This is a genomic window from Duganella dendranthematis (genome assembly GCF_012849375.1).
Lineage (GTDB): Bacteria > Pseudomonadota > Gammaproteobacteria > Burkholderiales > Burkholderiaceae_D > Rugamonas > Rugamonas dendranthematis.
The window spans coordinates 4,892,967-4,914,947 of the sequence record NZ_CP051684.1 but is presented as its reverse complement, the minus strand read 5'-3'; the positions used below and the strand labels follow the sequence as shown (position 1 = coordinate 4,914,947).

Below are 21,981 nucleotides of genomic sequence, written 5' to 3'. Positions count from 1 at the left end.
CCTCCCCTTGATTACCGTGTCCCCACCGAGGGACACAGGCCGCGCTTTGCCCGGCGTTCCGGAGAAACATGATGAAAAAAGCCACGCTGTTGAAACTGTCCTTGTCCACCCTGCTGGTTGCGGCCGCGCTGCGCCTGTACGCCACTCACGCCAGCGAAGCCCCGCCGCCGGCCGACGTGCCGTCGCTGGTGCACGAGGGCGATCTGCTGCGCATCCCGGAGCTGTCTCCGCTGAGGCGGTCGCTGACCGTGGCCGCCATCGATGAGCAAAGCATTGCGGCGCCGTTTACGCTGCCGGCGCTGGTGGAAGCCGATCCGGCGCGGCTGGTCAAGGTAACGCCGCCGCTGGCCGGCCGCATTGTCAGCCTCAACAAGCAGCTGGGCGACGAGGTCAAGGCTGGCGAGGTGCTGTTCACCATCGATGCGCCGGACATGGCGCAGGCCGGCGCCGATAACGCCAAGGCGCAATCCGCACTGTTGCTGGCGCAGCGCAATCTGGCGCGCCAGCGTGAACTGGCGCAGTCGGACATCGCCGCCAAGCGCGACGTCGAGCAGGCGCAGGGCGACTACGACAGCGCCGCCGCCGAAGCCGCTCGCGCCACCGCGCGTCTGGCCCAGCTGGGCGCGCACGCCGCCTCCGGCGCCGATCTGGCCGCAGACGGCCACGCAGGTCGCAGCAGCGGTCGCGCCGCAACCGCCGGTACCGGCCGCATCGTGGTCCGCTCGCCAATTGCCGGCCGCGTCGTTGAGCTGTCGGCCGCCGCCGGCGCGTTCTGGAACGATGCTACCGCGCCGCTGATGACCGTCGCCGACCTGTCCAAAGTGTTCATCAGCGCCAACGCGCAGGAGAAAGACCTGCCGCAGCTGTACATCGGCCAGCAAGCCAACATCAAGCTGGACGCGTGGCCGCAGCCGGTGGCGGGCCAGGTGCGCTACATCGGCGAGATGCTGGACGCCGACACCCGCACCATCAAAGTCCGCCTGCCGTTCGACAACCGCGACGGCCACCTGAAGCCCGGTATGTTTGCCGAAGCCACGCTGCTGGCGCGTCCGCACAATGGCATGCTGGTGCCGATGACGGCTGTGATCCAGAGCGGCTTCGCCAGCCGCGCCTTCGTCGAAGTCAAGCCATGGCAGTTTGAAGCGCGCGAGCTGAAACTCGGCACGCAGATCGGCGAACAAGTCGAAGTGCTGGACGGCCTCAAATCCGGCGAGCGTATCGTCACCAAGGATGGAGTGCTGCTCAATGATTGAACGTCTGGTTAACCTGTGCTTCAACCGGCGCGGCATCGTCACCCTGATCTTCCTGCTGGTGGCGCTGTACGGCGGCTACTGCTGGACGCAACTGCCGCTGGAAGCCTATCCCGATATCGCCGACGTCACCTCGCAAGTGGTCACGCAAGTCAACGGCCTGGCCGCCGAGGAAGTCGAACAGCAGATCACGATTCCGCTGGAACGCGAAATCATGGGCACGCCCGGCATGCACGTGATGCGTTCCAAGTCCACCTTCGGCCTGTCGCTGATCACCGTGGTGTTCGAGGACGGCGCGGAAGACTACTGGTCACGCCAGCGCCTGCAGGAACGCATCGCCGGCGTCACGCTGCCGTATAGCGCGCAGCCGTCGCTCGACGCCCTGACCTCGCCGATCGGCGAAATCTACCGCTACACGCTGGAATCGAAGAGCCACGACCTGCGCGCGCTGTCCGAGCTGCAACGCTGGGTGGTCATCCCCCGCCTGAAGCAGGCCACCGGCGTGGTCGATGTCGGCAACTTCGGCGGCCTGACCACGCAGTTCCTGCTGGAGTTCGATCCGGCCAAGCTGTCCAAATACAACCTGTCGCTGGCGCAAATCACGCAAGCGATTGCCGCCAACAACGCCAACGCCGGCGGCAGCATCCTGACGCGCGGACAGCAGGGACTGGTGGTGCGCGGCGTCGGCCTGATCCACAACCTGGACGATCTGGGCAACGTGGTGGTGACGCAGAAGAATGGCGTGCCGGTGCTAGTCAAAGACCTCGGCAACGTCACGCTCGGCAACCAGGAACGCCACGGCGTGCTGGGCAAGGACAAAATCTCCGACACCGTCTCCGGCATCGTGCTGCTGCTGAAGAACGAGAACCCGTCGCGCGTGATCGCCGGCGTGCACGAAGCGGTGCAGGACTTGAACGACCACCTGCTGCCGAAAGACGTCAAAGTCGTGCCGTATATGGACCGCAGCACGCTGGTGGACGCCACCGTGCACACGGTCGGCAAGACGCTGATCGAAGGCGTGGTGCTGGTCACGCTGGTGATGGTGCTGTTCCTCGGCAGCCCGCGCGCGGCGCTGATTGCGGCGTCGGCGATTCCGGTGTCGCTGATGGTGGCCTTCATCTTGATGCATCACTTTAAGATTCCGGCCAACCTGCTGTCGCTCGGCGCGATCGACTTCGGCATCATCGTCGACGGCGCCATCTTCGTGCTGGAAGCCATCCTGCTCCAGCGCGAGCGGCAGCCGGACGGCCTGCTGTCGGCCAAAGACGCCATGAAAGCCACGCTGCAAGTGATGAAGCCGACCTGCTTCGGCATGCTGGTGATCATGGTCGCCTACCTGCCGCTGTTCGCCTTCCAGCGCATTGAGTACAAGCTGTTCTCGCCGATGGCGTTCGCGGTCGGCTTCGCGCTGCTCGGCGCGCTGCTGATGACCATCATGCTGATTCCGGGCCTGGCTTTCTGGGCCTTCCGCAAGCCGCGCAAGATTTTCCACAATCCGGTGCTGGGCTGGCTGATGCCGCGCTACGAAGCACTGCTGCACCGCCTGGTCGGCAAGTCCAAGCTGGTGCTGGCGGTGGCCGGCGCCACGCTGGCGGCGGTGATCGTGGTGGGCGGCGCCATCGGCCGCGACTTCCTGCCGTCGCTGGACGAAGGCTCGATCTGGCTGCAAGTCACGCTACCGCCCGGCATTTCGCTGACCAAGGCGACACAGATGGCCGACGCGCTGCGCGCCGCCACGCTGCTGGAACCGCAGGTGGCGCACGTGGTCACACAGCTGGGTCGCAACGACGAAGGCACCGACCCGTTCACGCCGTCACACATCGAATGCGCGGTGACCTTGCAGCCCTATGACAAGTGGCCGTCCGGCATGAGCAAGCAAGACCTGATCGACAAGCTGTCGGCGCGCTACAAGCAGCTGCCGCGCACCGACGTCGGCTTCTCGCAGCCGATGATCGACGGCGTGCTGGACAAGCTGGCCGGCGCCCACAGCGACCTGGTGGTCAAAGTGTATGGCGACGATTTCCACGCCACCCGCAAGCTGGCCAGCGCGGTCGAGCATTTGCTGCGCACGGTGCCCGGCGCGGCCGACGTCATCATCGACCAGGAACCACCGCTGCCGCAGGTGCGTATCGACGTCGACCGCGCTGCCGCCGCCCGTCTCGGCATCAATGTGGCCGACGTCATGGCGCTGATCCAGACAGGCATCGGCGGTAGTCCGGTAGCGCAGGTGTATGTGGACGACCGCAGTTACGATGTCGCCGCCCGCTTCAGCGGCCCGACCCGCAACGACCCGCAAGCCATCGGCGATTTGGTGCTGAACGCTGCCAACGGCGCCCACGTAGCGCTGGCGCAAGTCGCGCACATCCACCTTGCCGAAGGCGAAACCACCATCACGCGCGAGATGAACCGGCGCCACCTGACAGTGCGCACCAACTTGCGCGGTCGCGATCTGTCATCGTTCCTGGCCGAGGCGCAAAACCGCATCCAGAAGGAGATCCCGTACGACCACGCGCGCTACCAGATCACCTGGGGCGGCCAGTTTGAAAACCAGCAGCGTGCGCAAGCCCGCCTGGCGGTCATCGTGCCGGCCGTACTGGCGCTGATGTTTGTGATGCTGTTCTCCGAATTCGGCAACCTGCGCCAGCCGGGGCTGATTCTGCTGGCGGTGCCGCTGTCGCTGCTGGGCGGGCTGGTGGCGTTGCAGATGCGCGGCATGACATTGAACGTCTCGTCGGCGGTTGGCTTCATCGCGCTGTTTGGCGTGTCAGTGTTGAACGCGGTGGTCATGCTGGCCAACCTTAACCGCTGGCGCGACCTGATGCCGAATGACTTGCGCAACGCCGTCATCACCGGCGCCCGCGAACGGGTGCGACCAGTGCTGACCACCGCCACCGTGGCCGCACTGGGCTTGGTGCCCGCTGCACTGGCGCACGGCTTGGGCAGCGACGTCCAGCGTCCGCTGGCCACCGTGGTAGTGGGCGGCCTGGTCACCGCCACCGTGTTGACGCTGGTGCTGCTGCCAGCGCTGTATTACCTGATCGAAGAACGCGTGGCCCGCCGCACCGCTTCGGTGCCCGAGCCAGAAGGAGAGCAACCATGATGAAAAACCTGAACATGCACCTGAGTGCAGCGACCGCCCCGACGGCACTGGCCCCGCTTCCTGCAGGTGGCCGCGCGCGCTTAGCCGCCCGCACCACTGCTGCCGCCCGTGCAACTGGCGCGGCCCTTGCTGCACGCGCCGCCCGCGCGCGTAATCAACTCGCGCCGTGCATCACCGCCCTGGCCGCGTCGTTCGCTAACGCCCCGGCAGCGACTGTGCTGGCGGTGGCGATGCGCCTGCTGATTGCAGTTCTGGCCACCGGCTGCGCCGCCGGTCCGGACTTCGTGCGTCCTGCCGCGCCGATGGTTACCGGCTATACCGCCGCACCGCTGCCAACCGCCACCGCCTCGGCACCGGTCACTGGCGGCGAGGCGCAGCACTATGCCGAAGGCCAAACCGTGTCCACCCAATGGTGGACCGTCTTCGGCTCCGACGACCTGAACCAACTGGTGACCGCCGCCCTGCAAGCCAATCCCGACCTGCAAGCTGCCGACGCCGCCCTGCGCGCCGCCAGCGAAACCGCCGCCGCCCAACGCGGCGCCTTCCTGCCGACGGCCGACCTGCACCTGCAACCCACCCGCCAGCGCGTGGCCGACACCCTGTCCAGCCCAACCGCCTCCGGCGCCAATCTGTACACGCTGCACACCGCGCAACTGAGCATCGGCTACACGCCCGACGTGTTCGGCGCCACCCGCCGCCAGGCGGAAGCCACCGACGCCCAAACCGACCTGGCCCGCTACCAGCGCGACGCCGCCCGCTTAACGCTGACCACCAGCATCGTCAACGCCGCCATAGTCGAAGCCGCCCTGCGCGCGCAACTGAACGCCATGCAACAGCAAGCCACCATGGCGCGCCAACAACTGGACGCCGTCCGCAAACAGCAACAAGCCGGCCAACTTGGCGCGGCCGATGTCGCCGCCCAGGAAGCCGCGCTGGCGCAAGTCGAAGCCACCCTGCCGCCGCTGCAAAAGCAACTGGCCCAACAGCACAACCTCCTGTCCGCCCTGGCCGGCCGCTACCCAAGCGAAGGCATCGCCGAAAACCTCGACTTCAGCAAACTAACGCTGGCGACCGAACTGCCGCTCAGCCTGCCAGCGCAACTGGTCGAACAGCGCCCCGACATCCGCGCCGCCGAAGCGCAACTGCACAGCGCCTCTGCCCACATCGGCGTCGCCGCCGCCGCGCGCCTGCCCAACATCGCGCTGACCGGCACGCTGGGCAGCTCCGCCCTCAGCGCCGGCACCCTGTTCAAATCCGGCGGCGGCTTCTGGAGCATCGGCGCCGACCTGGCGCAACCGCTGTTCCACGGCGGCGCCCTGCTGCACCAGCAACGCGCCGCCGAAGCCAGCTATGACCAGGCCGCCGCCCAGTACCGCAGCACCGTGCTGACCGCATTCCAGAACGTCGCCGACACCCTGCACGCCATCGACGCCGACGCCCACTCCCTGCGCGCCGCCGCCACCGCAGAACAAGCCGCCCACAAAAGCTGGAGCATCGCCCAGCGCCAATGGCAACTCGGCCTGACCGGCTACCCGCCGGTGCTGCAAGCCGGCCAAATCTGGCAGCAAGCCAGCATCGCCCTGATCCAGGCCCAGGCCAGCCGCTACACCGACACCGTCGCCCTGTACCAGGCCCTGGGCGGCGGTTGGCAAAGCGACTAGGCGCTAGGCAGGCGTCAGCCGGATCGCGATCGACTTGGCAGCCGGCACCTTGCTCTCCAGCGCGTGGTGCGATAGCGCCATCAGCGGATTACACTCCGGGTAGTAGCCGGCCACGCAGCCGGCCGGCACATCGTACGCCACCAGCCGCAGGCCCTGCACGCTGCGGGCGACCCCGTCCGAAGTCACCGCGTGGGCCTGCACCAGCTGATCTTCCGCCAGCCCCAACCGCGCCAGATCACCGGCATTCATCAGCAGCACCTTGCGGCCGCCTTTGATGCCGCGGAAGCGGTCATCCTCGTTGTAGACTGTTGTGTTGAACTGGCTGTCGCTGCGCACCGTGAACAGGCGCAGCACATCGGCATGCGGCACCGCTTGATCAGGATCGGCTTCCATCGTCTTCGGCACGATGAAATTGGCTTTGCCGTTCGGTGTCTTCCACTGCCGGTGTGCGGCCGGGACCGGGCGGCGGAAACCACCCGGCGTCCACATGCGCTGGTTGAAGTCGTGGAAGATATCAGGGAAGGTCCGCGCAATCGCGTCGCGCACGCGGCTGTAGTCATCCACCCATTCCTGCCACGGCACCGCCGGATTGGCGTCCAGCGTGGCGCGCGCCAGTCCCGCAACAATCGCCGCCTCAGAGCGCAGCAACTCGCCGGCCGGCTCCGCGCGGCCCTTGGAACCGTGCATGCAGCCGGTGCTGTCCTCCACCGCCACCGCTTGCTCGCCACTGGCTTGACGGTCGATCTCGATTCGTCCCAGACATGGCAGAATATACGCGACCTCGCCATGCACCAGATGGCTGCGATTCAGTTTGGTCGACACCTGCACCGTCAGCCGTAGCCGCGACCAGGCCGCCTCCATGCGCACCGTATCCGGGATCGCGCGCAGGAAATTACCGCCCAGGCCGACGAAGGCGCTGACCGAGCCGTCCAGCACACCCTCGCACGCTTCCACTGTATTCAGGCCCTTGTCGCGCGGCGGCTCGAAATGGTACAGCTCCTTCAGTTTCTCGAGCGGCGCCAGTTCCGGCTTTTCCGTGATGCCGACGGTACGCTGGCCCTGCACGTTCGAATGCCCGCGCACCGGGCAGATGCCGGCGCCAGGCTTGCCGATATTCCCGCGCAGCAGCAGGAAGTTCGACACCATCTGCACGTTCAGCACGCCATGTCGGTGCTGCGTCAGGCCCATGCCGTAGATGCCGATCACCTTATCAGCCGCCGCATAAGTGGCCGCCGCCGCAACCAGGTCCGCTTGCGTCAGCCCGGACGCGTCGACGATGTGCTGCCAGGTAGTGGACCGCACCTCCGCCACAAATGCTTCCAGCCCGGCGGTATGCTCGGCCAGGAAGGCCACGTCCAGCACGCGCGCCGAACCGGCCGCCTGCGCCGCGTCATCCGCCTCAATCAGCGCCTTGCACAGGCCGAGTAACGCGCCGATATCGCCGCCGGCGCGTACTTGCAGGTACTGGGTGCTGATGGTGGTCTCGGCCGGCGTCAACATCTCCAGCGGCGACTGAGGATTGGAAAAATTCAGCAGTCCCGCCTCCTTCAGCGGATTGAAGGTGATGATCGGCACGCCGCGCCGGCGCGCTTCCTGCAACTGGTGCAGCATGCGCGGGCTGTTGGTGCCGACGTTCTGGCCGAAGAAGAAAATGCAGTCGGTCTGCTCGAAGTCGTCCAGCGACACGGTGCCGATCGGCACGCCGATCGTCTTGGGCAGCGCCACCGAGGTGCTCTCGTGGCACATATTCGAGCTGTCCGGCAGGTTGTTATTGCCGTACATGCGCGCCAGCAGCTGGTACATATACGACGTTTCTAGAGAGGCCCGGCCGGATGCGTAAAACACCACGCCCTTGCGTTTTTCCGCGGGCACCGCGCGCAGCTCGCGGCCGATTTCTGCAAACGCCGTCTCCCAGTCGACCGGCAGATAGCGGTCGCTGGCGGCGTCCCATCGCAAAGGCGTGGTCAGGCGGCCGACCGACTCCAGCGCGCAATCGCTCCAGTCCAGCAATTCGGTCACGGTGTGCCTGGCGAAGAAATCCGGTTCGCAGCGCTTGCTGGTGACTTCCCAGGCCGTGGCCTTGGCGCCGCTCTCGCAAAACTCAAACGGATGCGGATTGGCCGGCTTGGCCCAGGCGCAGCTGACGCAGGCGAAGCCGTCCGTCTTGTTCTGGTGCAGCAGCAATTTGCTGCCCTCGATCAGCACGTGCTCGTGCAGCAACGCATTGCTGACTTCTTTGACCGATCCCCAACCGCCTGCCGCGTGCCCCTGTTCGCCGTGTTTCATCCGCTATCCTCCAAAAAAAGATAGTGTGCGATACGGCTGGCGGGCAAGCTGTACGCCAGCGTACCAAGACGGCGCTCAAGACATGGCGCGGCGCAGATATGGCGCGGTGCGGCTGCTCTTGTGACGTGCCACCTCGGCCGGCGCACCGCTGGCGACGATATTGCCGCCCTCCTCGCCGGCGCCGGGGCCGACGTCAATCAACCAGTCGCTGTCGGCCAGCACCTGCATATTGTGCTCGACCACGATCACACTGTTGCCGGCATCCACCAGCTTGTGCAGTTGCGCCAGCAGCAGGTCAATGTCGGACGGATGCAGGCCGGTGGTCGGCTCGTCCAGCACGTACAAGGTGTCGCCCCGGCTGGCGCGTTGCAGTTCGGTCGCCAGCTTGATGCGCTGCGCCTCGCCGCCCGACAGCTCGGTGGCCGGCTGCCCCAGCCGCAGATAGCCGAGGCCGACGGCGCGCAACACATCGAGCGCGTGGTGCAGCGGCGGCACGTCTTCAAAGAATTCCCACGCCGCGTCCACCGTCAGCGCCAGCACCTCGGCGATATTGTGGTCACGGTAGCGCACCGCCAGCGTTTGCGGGTTGTAGCGCGCGCCGTCGCATTCCGGGCACGGCGCGTACACGCTGGGCAGAAACAGCAACTCGACCATGACGAAACCCTCGCCGGAACAATGCGGGCAACGGCCCTTGGCGACGTTGAACGAGAAACGGCCAGCGTCATAATGCTTGGCCTTGGCCGCGCGCGTGCCGGCAAACAGCTTGCGCACGTGATCAAACAGGCCGGTATAAGTCGCGAGATTGGAGCGCGGCGTGCGGCCAATCGGTTTCTGGTCCACCTGCACCAGCCGTCGCAGCTGCTCCATGCCGCCGGCGATATGCCCTTTCAGCTCGCCCGGCTCGGCCGCATCCAGCAGTTCCTCTGTCGATTCGACCGGCTCGGCGGCCACCGGCTGGCCCAGCTGCGCCTGCACCAGCTGGATCAGCGCCTGGCTGACCAGGCTGGATTTGCCGGAACCGGAGACGCCGCTGACGGTGGCCAGCACGCCCAAGGGAAAATCGGCATCCAGCCCACGCAAATTGTTGCGCACCACGCCGCGCAGTTGCAGCCAGCCGCTCGGCTGGCGCGGATCGCGCGCAGTACGCTCAGCCGCGCCAAACAGGTAATGCGCGGTGCGCGACTCCTTCACCGTTTTCAGCCCATCCGGCTTGCCGCTGTATAGCACCTTGCCGCCGTGCTGCCCCGCCTTCGGGCCGACATCGATAATCCAGTCGGCATGGCGGATCACATCCAGCGCATGCTCGACCACGAACAGGGAATTGCCGGCCGCCTTCAGCCGGTCCAGCGCGCGCAACAGCGCTTCGGTATCGGCCGGATGAAGCCCGGCTGACGGCTCGTCCAGCACATACACCACGCCGAACAGGCTGGAGCGCACCTGCGTGGCTAGCCGCAACCGCTGCAATTCGCCCGGCGATAAGGTCGGCGTGCCGCGTTCCAGATTCAGATAGCCGAGGCCCAGGTCGAGCATTACTTCCAGCCGCGCCAGCAGGTCGGCGGCAATCCGCTGCGTCACCACCACTTTTTCCGGCGACTGTTTGCCCTTGCGCGCCGGCGGCTTCCCGGCCGCATACGGCTGCAACAACTGCGCCAGCTGGCGCAGCGACAGCCGCGAAATCTCCGTGATGTCGTGTCCGGCAAACGTGACCGACAGCGCTTCCTGGCGCAACCGCTTGCCCTCGCAGGTCGGACAGGCCATGCTGACTAAGTACTGCGCCACGCGCTTTTTCATCAACGCGCTCTCGGTACCGGCAAAAGTCTGCAACACATACTTGCGCGCGCCGGTGAAGGTGCCCTGATAGCTCGGCGTTTCCTTACGCTTGAGCGCGCGCTTGGTCTCGGCCGGCGTCAGGCCGGCGTACACCGGCACCGTTGGCTGCTCGTCGGTAAACAGTATCCAGTCGCGGACTTTCTTCGGCAACTCGCGCCACGGCGTATCGACATCGTAGCCCAGCGTGACCAGGATATCGCGCAGATTCTGCCCATGCCAGGCGGTCGGCCAGGCGGCCACCGCGCGCTCGCGGATGGTCAGGGTGTCATCCGGCACCATCGATTTTTCGGTGGCCTCATAGACGCGGCCCAGGCCGTGACATTGCGGACAGGCGCCCTGCGGCGTGTTGGGAGAAAACGATTCCGCATACAGCAGCTCCTGACCCGCCGGATAATCGCCGGCGCGAGAATACAGCATGCGCAGCGAATTCGACAAGGTGCTGACGCTACCCACCGACGAACGCGTGGTCGGCGTGCCGCGCTGCTGCTGCAAGGCGACCGCCGGCGGCAAGCCATCGATGGCGTCGACTTCCGGTACCGGCATCTGGTGGAACAGCCGCCGTGCATACGGCGACACCGATTCCAGATAACGCCGTTGCGCCTCCGCGTACAGCGTGCCGAACGCCAGCGACGACTTGCCCGAGCCGGACACGCCGGTGAACACCACCAGCGCATTGCGCGGGATATCGACGTCCACATTTTGCAAATTGTGTTCACGCGCGCCGCGCACGCGGACGTAGCCGTCAAAGTCGGAAGACATGGGCAATCCATTAAAAGATGATCGTCAAAGCATAGCCGCTGCGCGGACTCAGGCACTGTACGCGGACGCACCATGCCACGGCAACTCAGCCATTTGCGTGCGCGAGACAGTAGAACTACCAGCCCCGCGCCACTCCGTAATTTTGGCATTACCATCACGTTCCCGCGTTCACCGGCGCGGTCAACACCGATAACAGGAGACTTCAATATGGCTACTTTCGTCCGTCAGTTGCGTATCCGACAGGTCCTTCTTTGCACGTTGACGGGGGCCGCGTTTGGCGCTTCCGCCGCCCCGGTATCGCTACCCTCTTACAACATCGATCCAGCGCTGATCTCGGTCTCCGGCCTATCGTCCGGCGGCTTCATGGCGGTGCAATTGCATGTGGCGTATTCCGCCACTTTCCGCGCCGGCGCCGGCATCGTCGCCGGCGGCCCGTTCGACTGCGCCCAAGGTTCCGTGGTCACCGCAACCGGCCCCTGCATGGCCGCCACCAGCGCCAGCAAGCCGGCCACCAGCACGCTGATCAGCACCACCAACAGCTGGGCTAGCCAAGGCAGCATCGACGCCACCAGCAACCTCGCCGCCTCGCGCGTCTACCTGTACTCGGGCAGCATCGACAGCACTGTCAAGCAACTGGTGATGAGCGAGGCCAACACCTACTATCAGCACTACATCAACAGCGCCAACATCTTCTACAAAAACAACCTGGCATCCGAACACGCGATGGTGACCGACGACTTCGGTAGTGGCTGTAGCGTCAAGGCCAGCCCCTATATCAACGACTGCAACTTCGACCTGGCCGGCGAGATCCTGAAATGGATCTATGGCCCACTGAACGCGCGCAACACCGGCACGCTAAGCGGCAGCTTTATCGAATTTAATCAGGCCGAGTTCATCGCCAGTCCGGCCAGCCACGGCATGGCGTCCAGCGGCTGGGCCTACGTGCCCGCCAGTTGCGGCGCCGGCCAGCAGTGCAAAGCACACGTGGTGCTGCACGGCTGCCAGCAAGACCCGACCAAAATCCAGGACAGGTATTACCGCAACACCGGCTACAACCGCTGGGCCGACAACAATAACATCGTGCTGATTTATCCGCAGACGGCGCCCAGCAGCAGCGGCAATCCCAACGGCTGCTGGGACTGGTGGGGTTATGACGACGTCAATTATGCGAAGAAAAGCGGGCGGCAGATGGCGGCCATCAAGGCCATGGTGGATCGCGTGGCGGCCGGCACGGGCGGTGGCGGTGGCGGTGGCGGTGGCGGCGGCAGCGCCCTGCCCGCGCCAACCGGCCTGCAAGTCACCGGTGTGACTACCACTTCCGTCACGCTAGCGTGGAACGGCACCGCCGGCGCGGCGGCCTACGACGTCTACCGGGGTGGCGCAAAAGTGAACAGCACACCCGTCGGCGCCACCACCTACACCGACAGCGGCCTGATGTCGGGCGCGACATACAGCTACACGGTGCGGGCGCTGACGGCGGCCGGCGCTGCTGGCGCCGCATCGGCCAGTGTAACGGCAACCACCACGCAGTCGGGCTACGCCTGCACCACGACCACCGCCAGCAACTACGCGCACGTGACGGCCGGGCGCGCAGTTTATAGCATGGGCTACGCGCTGGCCAAAGGCTCCAACCAGAACATGGGGCTGTATAACGTGTTCATCACCACCACGCTGGCGCAGACCAGCACCGGTTACTATGTGATCGGCAGTTGCCCGTAAAGCCAGGCTAGCGTTCGGCGGTCGGCGTGCTGGCGTTGGCATGCCAGCCGGACTGCGTCTGGCTGACGGCGATCAGACCCGTATTGGCATCGGGCGGCACCAGCCCGATGCCTTTGCGCAGCGCCTCGTGCAAGTCCATGCCGTCTTCGATCCAGTGATAGACCCGCAGCGCCAGCATGGTGCGGATGATGTATTCGCCGATGCCGGTGGCCGCCACCGCGCCGGCCGGTCCGGCGTAAAAGCCGCAGCCGACCAGCGGCGTGTCACCCACCCTGCCCAGCAGTGATGGCGCCGAACCGCCGGTCGAGCCGGCCACGGCGAAATGACCGTCGGCGTCGCGTACCACCGCGCCGACGGTGTCGCAGCCCTGGCTGCCGGCCAATGTGGGCACGCTGTCGTAATTCCAGTAGCGGGAAAACTCGGCGTTGTCGACGCCGGCCATTGGTCGCTGTCCGGCATCCATTTTTGCCAGCAGCGCCGCGTGCTTGCGGCGCGCAGTTTCGGGGATCACGTCATACGGCGCATGGCCCATCAACCGCGCAAAGCGCTGCGCGCCCTCGCCCACCAGCAGGTAATGCGGCGTGCGCGCCACGTCGCGCGCCACCAGGATGGGATTTTTGACCGAGCGCAGCGCCGCCACGGCGGCCAGCGTGCCGTGCGTGTCCATCAGCGCGGCGTCCATTTCGACCGTCTCGCCGTCCAGGCCCAGCGCGGAGCCGGTACCGGCATTGAAACGGTCGTCATCTTCCAGCACCAGCACGGCGGCAATCGCCGCTGCCAGCGCGCCATCGCCTTGCGCCAGCGCGCGACCGGCAGCCTCGACGGCCAGCTGACAGCCATCGCTGTGCTCCGCCCCGGCCCCCGCGCCACCGTGCACCACGATCGCGGTTAATGCTGAATTGATTGTCATCGCCTGCCTCCAGTATGCTGAGCAGGCATTATGTGGCGGGGCGCCCGCCGCCGGCATCGGGGCGCGTGCTGCGTCCGCGTAAGACCAGGCTTACGCGGCTAGTGTTTTACGTCCGGCACATAGGCGGTGATAAAGGCATAGCAGACTTGGGCATCGCCGGCGATGGCGTCAAAACGCATCGGCTGCACCTGGCGCCCGCGAAAATCCGGGCCGTGGCGGCGTGCCGCCGCATCGTCCGGCAGCAGCATGCTCCAGTGGGTGAACACACGGCGCTTGGCGCGCTGGTGGATCACCACCCGCACATTGTCGTGCAGGTGGCTGGCGCGGATGCGCTCGAAGGTCTCCATCACCTTGCCGTGCTCGCCTTCCAGCATCTGCATGAAGCGCTCGTTCTCGTACAGCAGGCAGCCGGTCAGGCCGGCGCGGGCGTTGTTGACGCGGGTGCGCTGCAACAACTGGTCCAGCTGCGGCCGCGACAGCGGCGCCACCGCCTCGCTGACGTACAGCAGGAAGTACAGGCCGGTATCCTTGGCGGGCTCGACGTTGAGCGCCTGCCGCTCGAACGCCGCCACCAGTTCGCCGGCCGGCATCGGCCGGTAGAAATAATAACCCTGGATCAGGTCGCAGCCGTAACCGCACAGCTCCAGCTGCTGGGCGGCCGTCTCCACGCCTTCGGCCACCAGCTTGAGGCCGAGCGCGCGGCCGAGGCCGACCACCGCCTCCACCACCGCCCGGCTCTCGCCGCTCTCGGCGATGTCCTTGATAAAGGAGCGGTCGATCTTCAGCACATCCACCGGCAGGCGCGCCAGCTGCCCGAGCGACGAATAACCGGTGCCGAAATCGTCCATCGCCAGCCGCAGGCCCATGTCGGCGAAGCGCGCCAGTACGCGCAGCTTGGCGTCGATATCGGCCATCAGCATGCTCTCGGTGATTTCCACCAGCAGGCGGCGCGGGTCGGCGCCGGTCTCGGCCAGGATGGCGGCGAACACGTCCGCCAGCGCCGGATCGTCCAGCTGACGCACCGAGACGTTGACCGACACATACGGCGCCGCCGCGCCCCAGCGTCGGTGCCAGTCGCGCTCGGCCAGGCAGGCCTGGCGGAACACCCAGGCACCGATCGGAATGATGGCGCCGCTGGCCTCGGCAATCGGAATGAATTCCACCGGCGACACCTCGCCCTGCTGCGGAAACCAGCGCAGCAGCAACTCGGCGCCGACGATGCGGCCGCTGCCGGCGTCGACAATCGGCTGGAAACGCGGCGCCAGCTCGTTGCGCTCCAGCGCCAGCTGCAGGCCGTGCGCCAGGTCCATGCGCTGCAAGGCGCGCTGATGCATTTGCGGGTCGAAGAATTGCCAGCCATTGCCGCCGGTCGCGCGCGCCGCCTGCACGGCTGTCGCCGCAAAACTCAACAACAGGTCGCCGTCCTCGTCGGCCGCGTCGTTGGCCGTCGCCAGGCCGATGCTGGCGGTGACCACGGCGCTCACGCCGCCAATGGCGGCCGGCGCTTGCACCGCCAGCTGGATGCGCTCAGCCAGCGCCGCCAGTTCCGCCGGCACCGTCACCTGCTCACAGATAATGGCGAATTCGTCCGCCCCCAGCCGCGCCACCAGTTCGCCGGCGCGCGCCAAGTGCTGCAGGCGGCGACCGATTTCGCGCAGCAGCGCGTCACCATTGTCCTGGCCGTGCAGGTCGTTAATCGTCTGAAAGCCATCCAGATCGATCAACACCAGCGCCACCTGGGCGTTGGCCCGCAAGGCGCGTTGCAGCGCGGAGCGCAAGCCCTCGCGGAAGGCGGCGCGGTCCGCCAGCCCGGTCAATACATCAAACGTACTCATTTAACACCCTGAAAAGCAGCTTTGTCGTCGTCGGAACCACAAGTATAAAGGCTTACTAAAAGCAACGCTTTTTCGGTGACCGGCTAGCGGGCGTCCGTTACGCAGCGGAAACCGACGGTGGCGGCGCGGTCGCGCCCGGGCGCCATTAGCAAGAGCTTGCCGTGCTGGTCGTTGCGGTAGGCTTGCGGGAAGTACCAGATCGACCCTTGCGGCTGGTAGGAACTGCCGCCGCGCAGGATGGCGAAGCGGGTGTGGGCGTCGCTATACTCGTCGGTCCACTGCCAGACGTTGCCGACCAAATCCTGCACGCCAAACGGGCTGGCGCCTTGCGGATGGGAATCCACGTCGGCCGGCGTGGCCACAGCGCGGCCGGTGGCCGGCTGCGGCGCCGCGTCGGCGCGCCAGTCGTTGCCCCATGGGTAAACGCGGCCATCGCTGCCACTGGCGGCGTATTGCCACTCCCATTCACGCGGCAGCCGCTTGCCGGCCCAGGCGGCGTAAGCGCGGGCGTCCTCCAGGCCGACCCAGGTGACTGGCTTGTTGCCCCAGCCGGCGGGATAGCTGCCGTTCTGCCAGTGCTGGAGGAAATTGGCGTCGTCGGCCGGATGGTAATGGGTGGCGTCGACAAAGGCCTTGAACTGGGCGTTGCTGACAGGGTAACGGTCGATGAAGAAACGCGGCATCTGCATGCTGCGCTGGTGGAAGCGGCGCGCGCCATCTTCCCATGCATACTGCACATCCACGCCGACGCTGTTACCGCCTTCTATCGCCAGCCCGCGCACGGTGAAGTCGAACGGGCCGGCTGGGATCTCGACCATGCCGGCCGGCGCGCTGCTGGCCGGTTTGGTGGATGCGACCGGGGTTTGCGTCTGCGGCAAGGCGGCCCACTCGGCGGACCAGTCGCGCAGCGGACGCGCGGTTATTGCCTTCATCTTCTCCAGGCTGGCCACGGTGGACGCATCCGGCGGGGCGTTGGTCATTAGCACCGCGCCAAAACCGCGCGCTTCAATCGGGAACGACAGCAGCACGCCGTCGCCGTCACGCGAGGCCGCCAGTTCCACGCCGTGATAAGCGTCGAAATAGCGCGCGCCGGTTTGGTACGGCACGCGCAGCTGCACGCCGTCGCTATCGTATTCGTTGCGGTTGACGATGGTCCACAGCGTGGCGTCGGCCAGCGGCCATCGGCTGGTGAACACACCGTACTGGCGCGCCGGATAATGCGGCTCCCAGTCCGGGCTGACCAGGAAGCGCGCATAGCTGCGCTCCAGCATGGCGACGCGGCGGGTGGCTTCGCCGTCGCGCGGTGTGATGCCGTTCCAGATGCCCCAGATGTTTTCCCAGCTTTCCCAGCCGACGCCGTTGAAGAAGGCGAATTGCAGGTCGTCGGTCTTGCTGCGGTTCCAGCGGTCCGAGATGTTGACCATGTGGCGCGGCTCCAGCCACTTGTAGCGGTCCACCGTCGGCGCGAAAGGGAAAGTGTACTGGCCCCAGGTCATCAGGTTCCAGGCCAGCGCCTCGTCGGACGGCAGGCCTTCGGGCTGGAACACCAGCGGGTGGGCGGCCTTATCGGCGGCCAGCGTGAAGGCCAGCGGCACGCCGTCCTGCGTATCGCCGTTGATGCCGTCGGCACCGAGCTCCTTCATCAGCGCGGCCAGCTCATCCGGCCAGGATTTCGCCAACGCGCGCGTGCCCTGGTCCCACAGCATCATCGGAAACATCACGCGCACGCCGCGACGGTGGAAGTCGGCCACCATCTGCTTCACCGCCGGAATGCCGCCAGGCAGCGAGCGCACCATGTCGATGGTGTTGCGGTCGTCGAGACCGATATTCGGATAAGTCGGCCACACCAGCACCGCATCGATGCCGCCGAAGCGCTGGACCAGATCGTCCAGATAGCGGTCCACCGTGTACCGGCGGCTGGCCGGATCGTAGAAATAGCGGTCCTCGACCATCATCTGCGCCTGCATGAAACTCGATTGCGTCCACGCCGCCGACGGCCGCGCATAGCGGCTGCCATCGTAGCCGACGCGGATGCGGCGCTCATCGCGCCAGTGGCGCAGGTCTTGCAGCCAATCCTGATGATCGGCCGTCGAGCACGGATTCCAGTGCCCTTCCCAAGGCTGGTTCATCGTCAAACAAGCCGGCGCCGGAATCGCCAGCTGCGTGTACGACCCATGCGGCACATGCCGCGTATCCTGCGCCTGGGACGGCAACGTCAAAGCCAACAGCAGCGGCCAGCAGCATTTCAATGAAGGCAATTTCATGCAGCGGAGTTCCTGAAAATAGTAAATTTTTCCAATTTAACGTATCCAGCCGGTTTACACTAGGCGGGTTTGCCATCTCATCCACAAGGATTCCATGAAAGCCCGTCTTACCGCCCTTGCCCTGTCGTTGATGCTGGGAGGCGTGTGCCACCAGAGCGTGCTGGCCGCCGATGCGCCGAAGTACAGCCTGCGCGAGCATTACACCAAGTATGAATTCAACATTCCCATGCGCGACGGCGTCAAGCTGTTCACCGTGGTCTATGTGCCCAAGGACAGCAGCAAGAGCTATCCCTTCCTGATGCAGCGCACGCCGTACAGCGCCGGCGTGCAGTCGGGCGGCGAACTGCATTACGGTGAAGACTACTATCCGGAACACATCGGCCCGTCGCAGGAGTTCGAGGACAGCGGCTATATCTTCGTCAAGCAGGACGTGCGCGGCCGCTATATGTCGGAAGGCAAGTGGCAGGAAATGACGCCGCACGTCAACCCTAACCGCACCAAGGGCCAGGGCAACGAGAGCGAAGACATGCACGACACCGTCGACTGGCTGCTGAAGAACGTCGCCAACAACAACGGCAAGGTCGGCATCCTGGGCATTTCGTACCCGGGCTTCTACACCTCGGCCAGCATCATCGACTCGCACCCGGCCATTAAAGCCGCGTCGCCGCAGGCGCCGGTGACCGACCTGTTCATGAACGACGACTCCTACCACGGCGGCGCCTTCATGCTGGCCGCCAATTTCGATTTCTACTCGGCCTTCGTGGAAGCGGAAAATCCGACGCCGCTGCCGAAAACCTGGGACCGCTTCGACTACGGCACCGCCGACGGCTACGAGTTCTTCCTCAAGCACCTGACGCTGTCCAACATCCTCGGTACGATGACGCCGAAACAGCAAGCACTGCTGCGCCCTACCATCGACCACAGCACCTACGACGAATTCTGGAAGTCGCGTAACATCGCCGCCCACCTGAAAAACATCAAGGCCGCCGTGCTGACCGTCGGCGGCTGGTATGACGCCGAAGACCTGCAAGGCCCGCTGACCACCTACGCCAGCATCAAGAAAAACAACCCGACCACCTACAGCGGCCTGGTGATGGGTCCGTGGGTGCACGGCGGCTGGGCGCGCGGCGAAGGCAAGCGTCTGGGCTACGTCAACTTCGACAGCAAGACCAGCGAGTATTTCCGCACCAATATCCAGTTCCCGTTTTTCGAGCAGCACCTGAAAGACGCCAAGGGCAAAAATCTGGCCGAGGTGACCGCGTTTGAAACCGGCAGCAACGTCTGGCGCAACTACGCGGCCTGGCCACCGAAACAGGCCCAGGCCCGCACGCTGTACCTGGGCGACAACGGCACGCTGAGCTGGAAACAGCCGGCCGCCGGCGCCGCCTTCGACGAATACGTGGCCGATCCGCGCAAGCCGGTGCCGTTCACCGCCTACCCGGCCAACGGCGCGCCGAAGGAATACATGGTCGGCGACCAGCGCTTCGCCTCGACCCGTCCGGACGTGCTGACCTACCGCAGCGAGCCGCTGGAGCAAGACGTCACCTTCGCCGGCCCGGTCAAGCCCAAGCTGTTCGTCTCCACCACCGGCACCGACGCCGACTGGGTGGTCAAGCTGATCGACGTCTACCCGCCGGAATACCCGGCCGGCGATGACGGCGACGAGCGTCCGCGCGGCGGCGACACGGCCAAGCCGCAGGTAACCATGGCCGGCTTCCAGCAACTGGTGCGCGGCGACCCGCTGCGTGGTAAATTCCGCAACGGTTTCGACAATCCGCAGCCGTTCACGCCAGGCAAGGTGGAAACCGTCAGTTACAGCATGAGCGACATCAACCACACCTTCCGCCGCGGCCACCGCATCATGGTGCAGATCCAGAGCTCGTGGTTCCCGCTGGTCGATCTGAACCCGCAAACCTTCGTCGATATTCCGAAAGCCAAGCCGGAAGACTTCCAGAAGGCGACCCAGCGCGTCTATCACGCGCCGGCGATGTATTCGGGCATTGAGGTGCAGGTACTACCAGCAAAACCATAAGTCACCGGCGACGGCGGCGCTGGCGGATTTCATTAGAACGGTTGGTGAAATTCGTCCTTGCGCCGCCGTTGACGTGCTCGCAAAATGGGTTGGCATTTCACAATAATTCGCACCCATGCGAGCATAATCGGAGACGACATGAAACACATCCTGTTGGCCATCGCGGCCTGCACCACCATCCTGCCAGCCCTGGCGCAAACCACCTCCCCTTTCGTCGCCTACGACGATGAACTCAAAAACGATTGGCAGAACTGGAGCTGGGCCAAAGTCCAGTTTTCGGCGCCGGTCGGCGGCGCCAGGCCGATCAAGGTCGAAGGCGAACCCTGGTCGGGACTGGCGCTGCACCATGAGGCGTTTTCCAGCGCGCCGTTCACCAAGGTCAGCTTCTACATCAACGGCGGCGTGGAAGGCGGCCAGAGCCTGACCGTCAAGGCCATGGCCGACGGCAAACCGATGGAAGCCGGCTACACCATCCAGCCCAAAGCCAAGACCTGGGCGGTGGTGGTGGTGCCGCTGAAGGAACTGGCCGCAGCCAACAAGACCATCGACGGCATCCTGCTGCAGGGCGGCGCGGATAGCTACAAGCCGTATTACGTCACCCGCATTCAGTTCGAATAACCGTACAACTGTCTTTTTATGGCGACACCAAGGATGAATTTATTCGTACTGATGTCATAGTGTTGTCATAAAGTTTTCTTATTCTCACGGTTTTCCCACGTCGAGAGAGCAAGAAAACCATGAAACGATTCGCCATGAGCGCCGCGCTGGCCCTGTGCGCCAGCCCCGCCTTCGCCCTGAATATCGTGCTGTCCAACGATGACGGTCTGACCAGCAACCTGAAGGCGCTGTACGACGAGCTGAAGGCCGCCGGCCATTCGGTCATCGTCTCGGTACCGTGTACCGGCCAAAGCGGCCGCAGCGCCGCCATCGTGATGTACAGCACCACCACCATCATTGCGGACAACGACAAGACGCAGATCGACGCCGAAGGCGGCTGCCACAACGGCGCCGCCGTCACCGGTGCGCCGGCGGTCGGCCCGTTCACCAAGAGCGGCTACACCGGCGGCGATTTCAACTACGTGCACGGCACGCCGGTGATGGCCACCATGTACGGCCTGGACGTACTGGCCAAAGCGCGCTGGGGCAAGGCGCCCGATCTTGTGCTGTCCGGCCCCAACGAAGGCCAGAACGTCGGCAAGGTGGTGATCAACTCGGGCACCATCGGCAACGCCCAATTCGCTGCTGGACGCGGCATCCCGTCGATCGCCCTCAGCGCCGGCACCGATACCATCGACAACGCCGGCCTGGCCAACGCCAAATCCAGGACCGTGGCGCAGCTGACCACCAGGCTGATCACCGCCTTGCAGGCCAAGGCCGGTAGTTCCGCCCTGCTGCCGACCGGCACCGCGCTGAACGTTAACTTCCCGGATGCGGTGGCGGCCAACGCCGGCTGGGCGTTCTCGCGCATCGGCACCTACGATACCTACGCGCTGAAATTCAGCAGCGCCGCGCCATGGGGCCTGAGCGGTTCGCTGCCGGCCGCCGCCACTGCCGACCAGGCGGAGGATGAAGCCATCGTCTACAAAACCAAGATCAGCGTGACCGCCATGCAGGTCGGCTACGACCAGCGTCCGGCCGGCCAGCAGTGGCTGCGCTTGCGTCTGCGTGATCTGTTTGCCCAGTGAGCCGCGCCATGAACCGTTCTCTTACACTCCTGGCCGGTGCGGCCGCACTGCTGCTGAGCGCCTGCGGCAGCAGCAACGATGTGCCGGCGCCTGAAGTCAAGGTCACCGAACTGGCGGCCGGCGCCTACGCCGTCAGCGCCGGCGACGCCGCCAATCCAACCGCCGGCAAATACTATGCGGCGGCCGATGGCAGCCGTCTGCTGGTGCTCAACAACAGCGGCCAGCAAGCCAGTGCACTGTACCGTCGCGACGGCAACGGCAGCTGGCAGATGACGCCCGCCGCCACGCAGAACACCACGCTGGATCTGCTGAACAGCAGCGCCACGCCGTCCACCACCGTGACGGTCAGCGCGCTGGCCCGCAGCTACAGCGTGCGCCTGTCGAGCGGCGCGACGGCGGCATTTTCCGTCAGCAGCAGCGGCGATATCGTGGCGGGTAGCACCAGTTGCAAACTGTCCGGCAAGCTGAGCGCCAGCACGCTGCCGAATACGCTGAAGGCGTCGCTGAGCACGTCGGGCTGCGGTGACTTGCCGGCGCAGTCGGACGGTTATCTGGTGGTGGATGGCGACTACGCGCCAGCCGTGTTCCGCCTGCTGACCTATAGCGGCAGCACGCTGGTCGACTTGTGGGCCTACGCCGAGTAAGCGAAG

General features: G+C 65.5%; 13 protein-coding genes. 8 read left to right on the top strand and 5 right to left on the bottom strand.

Annotated features, from left to right (window positions below; translation table 11 throughout):
* The first annotated feature begins 68 nt into the window (after positions 1–68).
* From HH213_RS22645 to HH213_RS22635, 3 genes are all read left to right on the top strand, one after another.
* Entirely contained in the window at positions 69–1,253 is a 1,185-nt protein-coding gene (locus HH213_RS22645; RefSeq protein ID WP_169113726.1) for an efflux RND transporter periplasmic adaptor subunit, read from the top strand.
* Positions 1,246–4,350, top strand: a complete 3,105-nt coding sequence (locus HH213_RS22640; RefSeq protein WP_169113725.1) for an efflux RND transporter permease subunit — start codon at positions 1,246–1,248, stop codon at positions 4,348–4,350. The genes HH213_RS22645 and HH213_RS22640 overlap by 8 nt, the downstream gene beginning before the upstream one ends.
* 230 nt (positions 4,351–4,580) lie before the next feature.
* Positions 4,581–6,011 (top strand): efflux transporter outer membrane subunit, encoded by a 1,431-nt coding sequence (locus tag HH213_RS22635; protein WP_169115328.1) that lies wholly within the window; start codon positions 4,581–4,583, stop codon positions 6,009–6,011.
* A gap of 3 nt (positions 6,012–6,014) precedes the next feature.
* Here HH213_RS22635 and HH213_RS22630 read toward each other — a convergent pair whose 3' ends face one another.
* Positions 6,015–8,297 (bottom strand): FdhF/YdeP family oxidoreductase, encoded by a 2,283-nt coding sequence (locus HH213_RS22630; protein WP_169113724.1) that lies wholly within the window; start codon positions 8,295–8,297, stop codon positions 6,015–6,017.
* Between the two features lie 75 nt (positions 8,298–8,372).
* The gene (locus HH213_RS22625; protein ID WP_169113723.1) at positions 8,373–10,886 is read right to left on the bottom strand and encodes an excinuclease ABC subunit UvrA; all 2,514 of its coding nucleotides are present in this window, start codon (positions 10,884–10,886) and stop codon (positions 8,373–8,375) included.
* A 207-nt stretch (positions 10,887–11,093) separates the two neighbouring features.
* Between HH213_RS22625 and HH213_RS29810 the strand changes: the two genes are divergently transcribed.
* On the top strand, positions 11,094–12,605 hold the full coding sequence (locus tag HH213_RS29810; RefSeq protein ID WP_174864427.1) for an extracellular catalytic domain type 2 short-chain-length polyhydroxyalkanoate depolymerase: 1,512 nt from the start codon (positions 11,094–11,096) through the stop codon (positions 12,603–12,605).
* Between the two features lie 7 nt (positions 12,606–12,612).
* Here the strand turns inward: HH213_RS29810 and HH213_RS22610 are convergent, their stop codons facing one another.
* The 3 genes from HH213_RS22610 to HH213_RS22600 all read right to left on the bottom strand — a co-directional run bounded on the left by HH213_RS22610 (position 12,613) and on the right by HH213_RS22600 (position 17,614).
* Complete coding sequence (locus tag HH213_RS22610; protein WP_169113721.1) at positions 12,613–13,515, bottom strand: isoaspartyl peptidase/L-asparaginase; 903 nt, start codon at positions 13,513–13,515, stop codon at positions 12,613–12,615.
* 98 nt (positions 13,516–13,613) lie between these two features.
* Positions 13,614–15,350 (bottom strand): EAL domain-containing protein, encoded by a 1,737-nt coding sequence (locus HH213_RS22605; RefSeq protein ID WP_169113720.1) that lies wholly within the window; start codon positions 15,348–15,350, stop codon positions 13,614–13,616.
* Positions 15,351–15,433: 83 nt separating this feature from the next.
* Complete coding sequence (locus HH213_RS22600) at positions 15,434–17,614, bottom strand: formylglycine-generating enzyme family protein (RefSeq protein WP_169113719.1); 2,181 nt, start codon at positions 17,612–17,614, stop codon at positions 15,434–15,436.
* A gap of 94 nt (positions 17,615–17,708) precedes the next feature.
* Between HH213_RS22600 and HH213_RS22595 the strand changes: the two genes are divergently transcribed.
* The 4 genes from HH213_RS22595 (at position 17,709) to HH213_RS22580 (ending at position 21,975) form a co-directional block, all read left to right on the top strand.
* The gene (locus tag HH213_RS22595; protein WP_169113718.1) at positions 17,709–19,646 is read left to right on the top strand and encodes a CocE/NonD family hydrolase; all 1,938 of its coding nucleotides are present in this window, start codon (positions 17,709–17,711) and stop codon (positions 19,644–19,646) included.
* Positions 19,647–19,784: 138 nt separating this feature from the next.
* A complete protein-coding gene (locus HH213_RS22590; protein WP_169113717.1) occupies positions 19,785–20,264 on the top strand; it encodes a hypothetical protein in 480 nt (159 codons plus the stop codon).
* A gap of 119 nt (positions 20,265–20,383) precedes the next feature.
* A complete protein-coding gene (locus tag HH213_RS22585) occupies positions 20,384–21,331 on the top strand; it encodes a 5'/3'-nucleotidase SurE (protein ID WP_169113716.1) in 948 nt (315 codons plus the stop codon).
* Positions 21,332–21,339: 8 nt separating this feature from the next.
* Positions 21,340–21,975, top strand: a complete 636-nt coding sequence (locus HH213_RS22580; protein WP_169113715.1) for a hypothetical protein — start codon at positions 21,340–21,342, stop codon at positions 21,973–21,975.
* The last annotated feature ends 6 nt before the right edge of the window (positions 21,976–21,981 follow it).

Excerpts from the sequence above, each read along its gene's own strand:
- HH213_RS22640 (WP_169113725.1), top strand. The coding sequence starts at position 1,246 with ATGATTGAACGTCTGGTTAACCTGTGCTTCAACCGGCGCGGCATCGTC.
- HH213_RS22625 (WP_169113723.1), bottom strand. The coding sequence starts at position 10,886 with ATGTCTTCCGACTTTGACGGCTACGTCCGCGTGCGCGGCGCGCGTGAA.
- HH213_RS22595 (WP_169113718.1), top strand. The coding sequence starts at position 17,709 with ATGAAAGCCCGTCTTACCGCCCTTGCCCTGTCGTTGATGCTGGGAGGC.
- HH213_RS22585 (WP_169113716.1), top strand. The coding sequence starts at position 20,384 with ATGAAACGATTCGCCATGAGCGCCGCGCTGGCCCTGTGCGCCAGCCCC.
- HH213_RS22645 (WP_169113726.1), top strand. The coding sequence starts at position 69 with ATGATGAAAAAAGCCACGCTGTTGAAACTGTCCTTGTCCACCCTGCTG.
- HH213_RS22630 (WP_169113724.1), bottom strand. The coding sequence starts at position 8,297 with ATGAAACACGGCGAACAGGGGCACGCGGCAGGCGGTTGGGGATCGGTC.
- HH213_RS22600 (WP_169113719.1), bottom strand. The coding sequence starts at position 17,614 with ATGAAATTGCCTTCATTGAAATGCTGCTGGCCGCTGCTGTTGGCTTTG.
- HH213_RS22635 (WP_169115328.1), top strand. The coding sequence starts at position 4,581 with ATGCGCCTGCTGATTGCAGTTCTGGCCACCGGCTGCGCCGCCGGTCCG.
- HH213_RS29810 (WP_174864427.1), top strand. The coding sequence starts at position 11,094 with ATGGCTACTTTCGTCCGTCAGTTGCGTATCCGACAGGTCCTTCTTTGC.
- HH213_RS22580 (WP_169113715.1), top strand. The coding sequence starts at position 21,340 with ATGAACCGTTCTCTTACACTCCTGGCCGGTGCGGCCGCACTGCTGCTG.
- HH213_RS22605 (WP_169113720.1), bottom strand. The coding sequence starts at position 15,350 with ATGAGTACGTTTGATGTATTGACCGGGCTGGCGGACCGCGCCGCCTTC.
- HH213_RS22590 (WP_169113717.1), top strand. The coding sequence starts at position 19,785 with ATGAAACACATCCTGTTGGCCATCGCGGCCTGCACCACCATCCTGCCA.
- HH213_RS22610 (WP_169113721.1), bottom strand. The coding sequence starts at position 13,515 with ATGACAATCAATTCAGCATTAACCGCGATCGTGGTGCACGGTGGCGCG.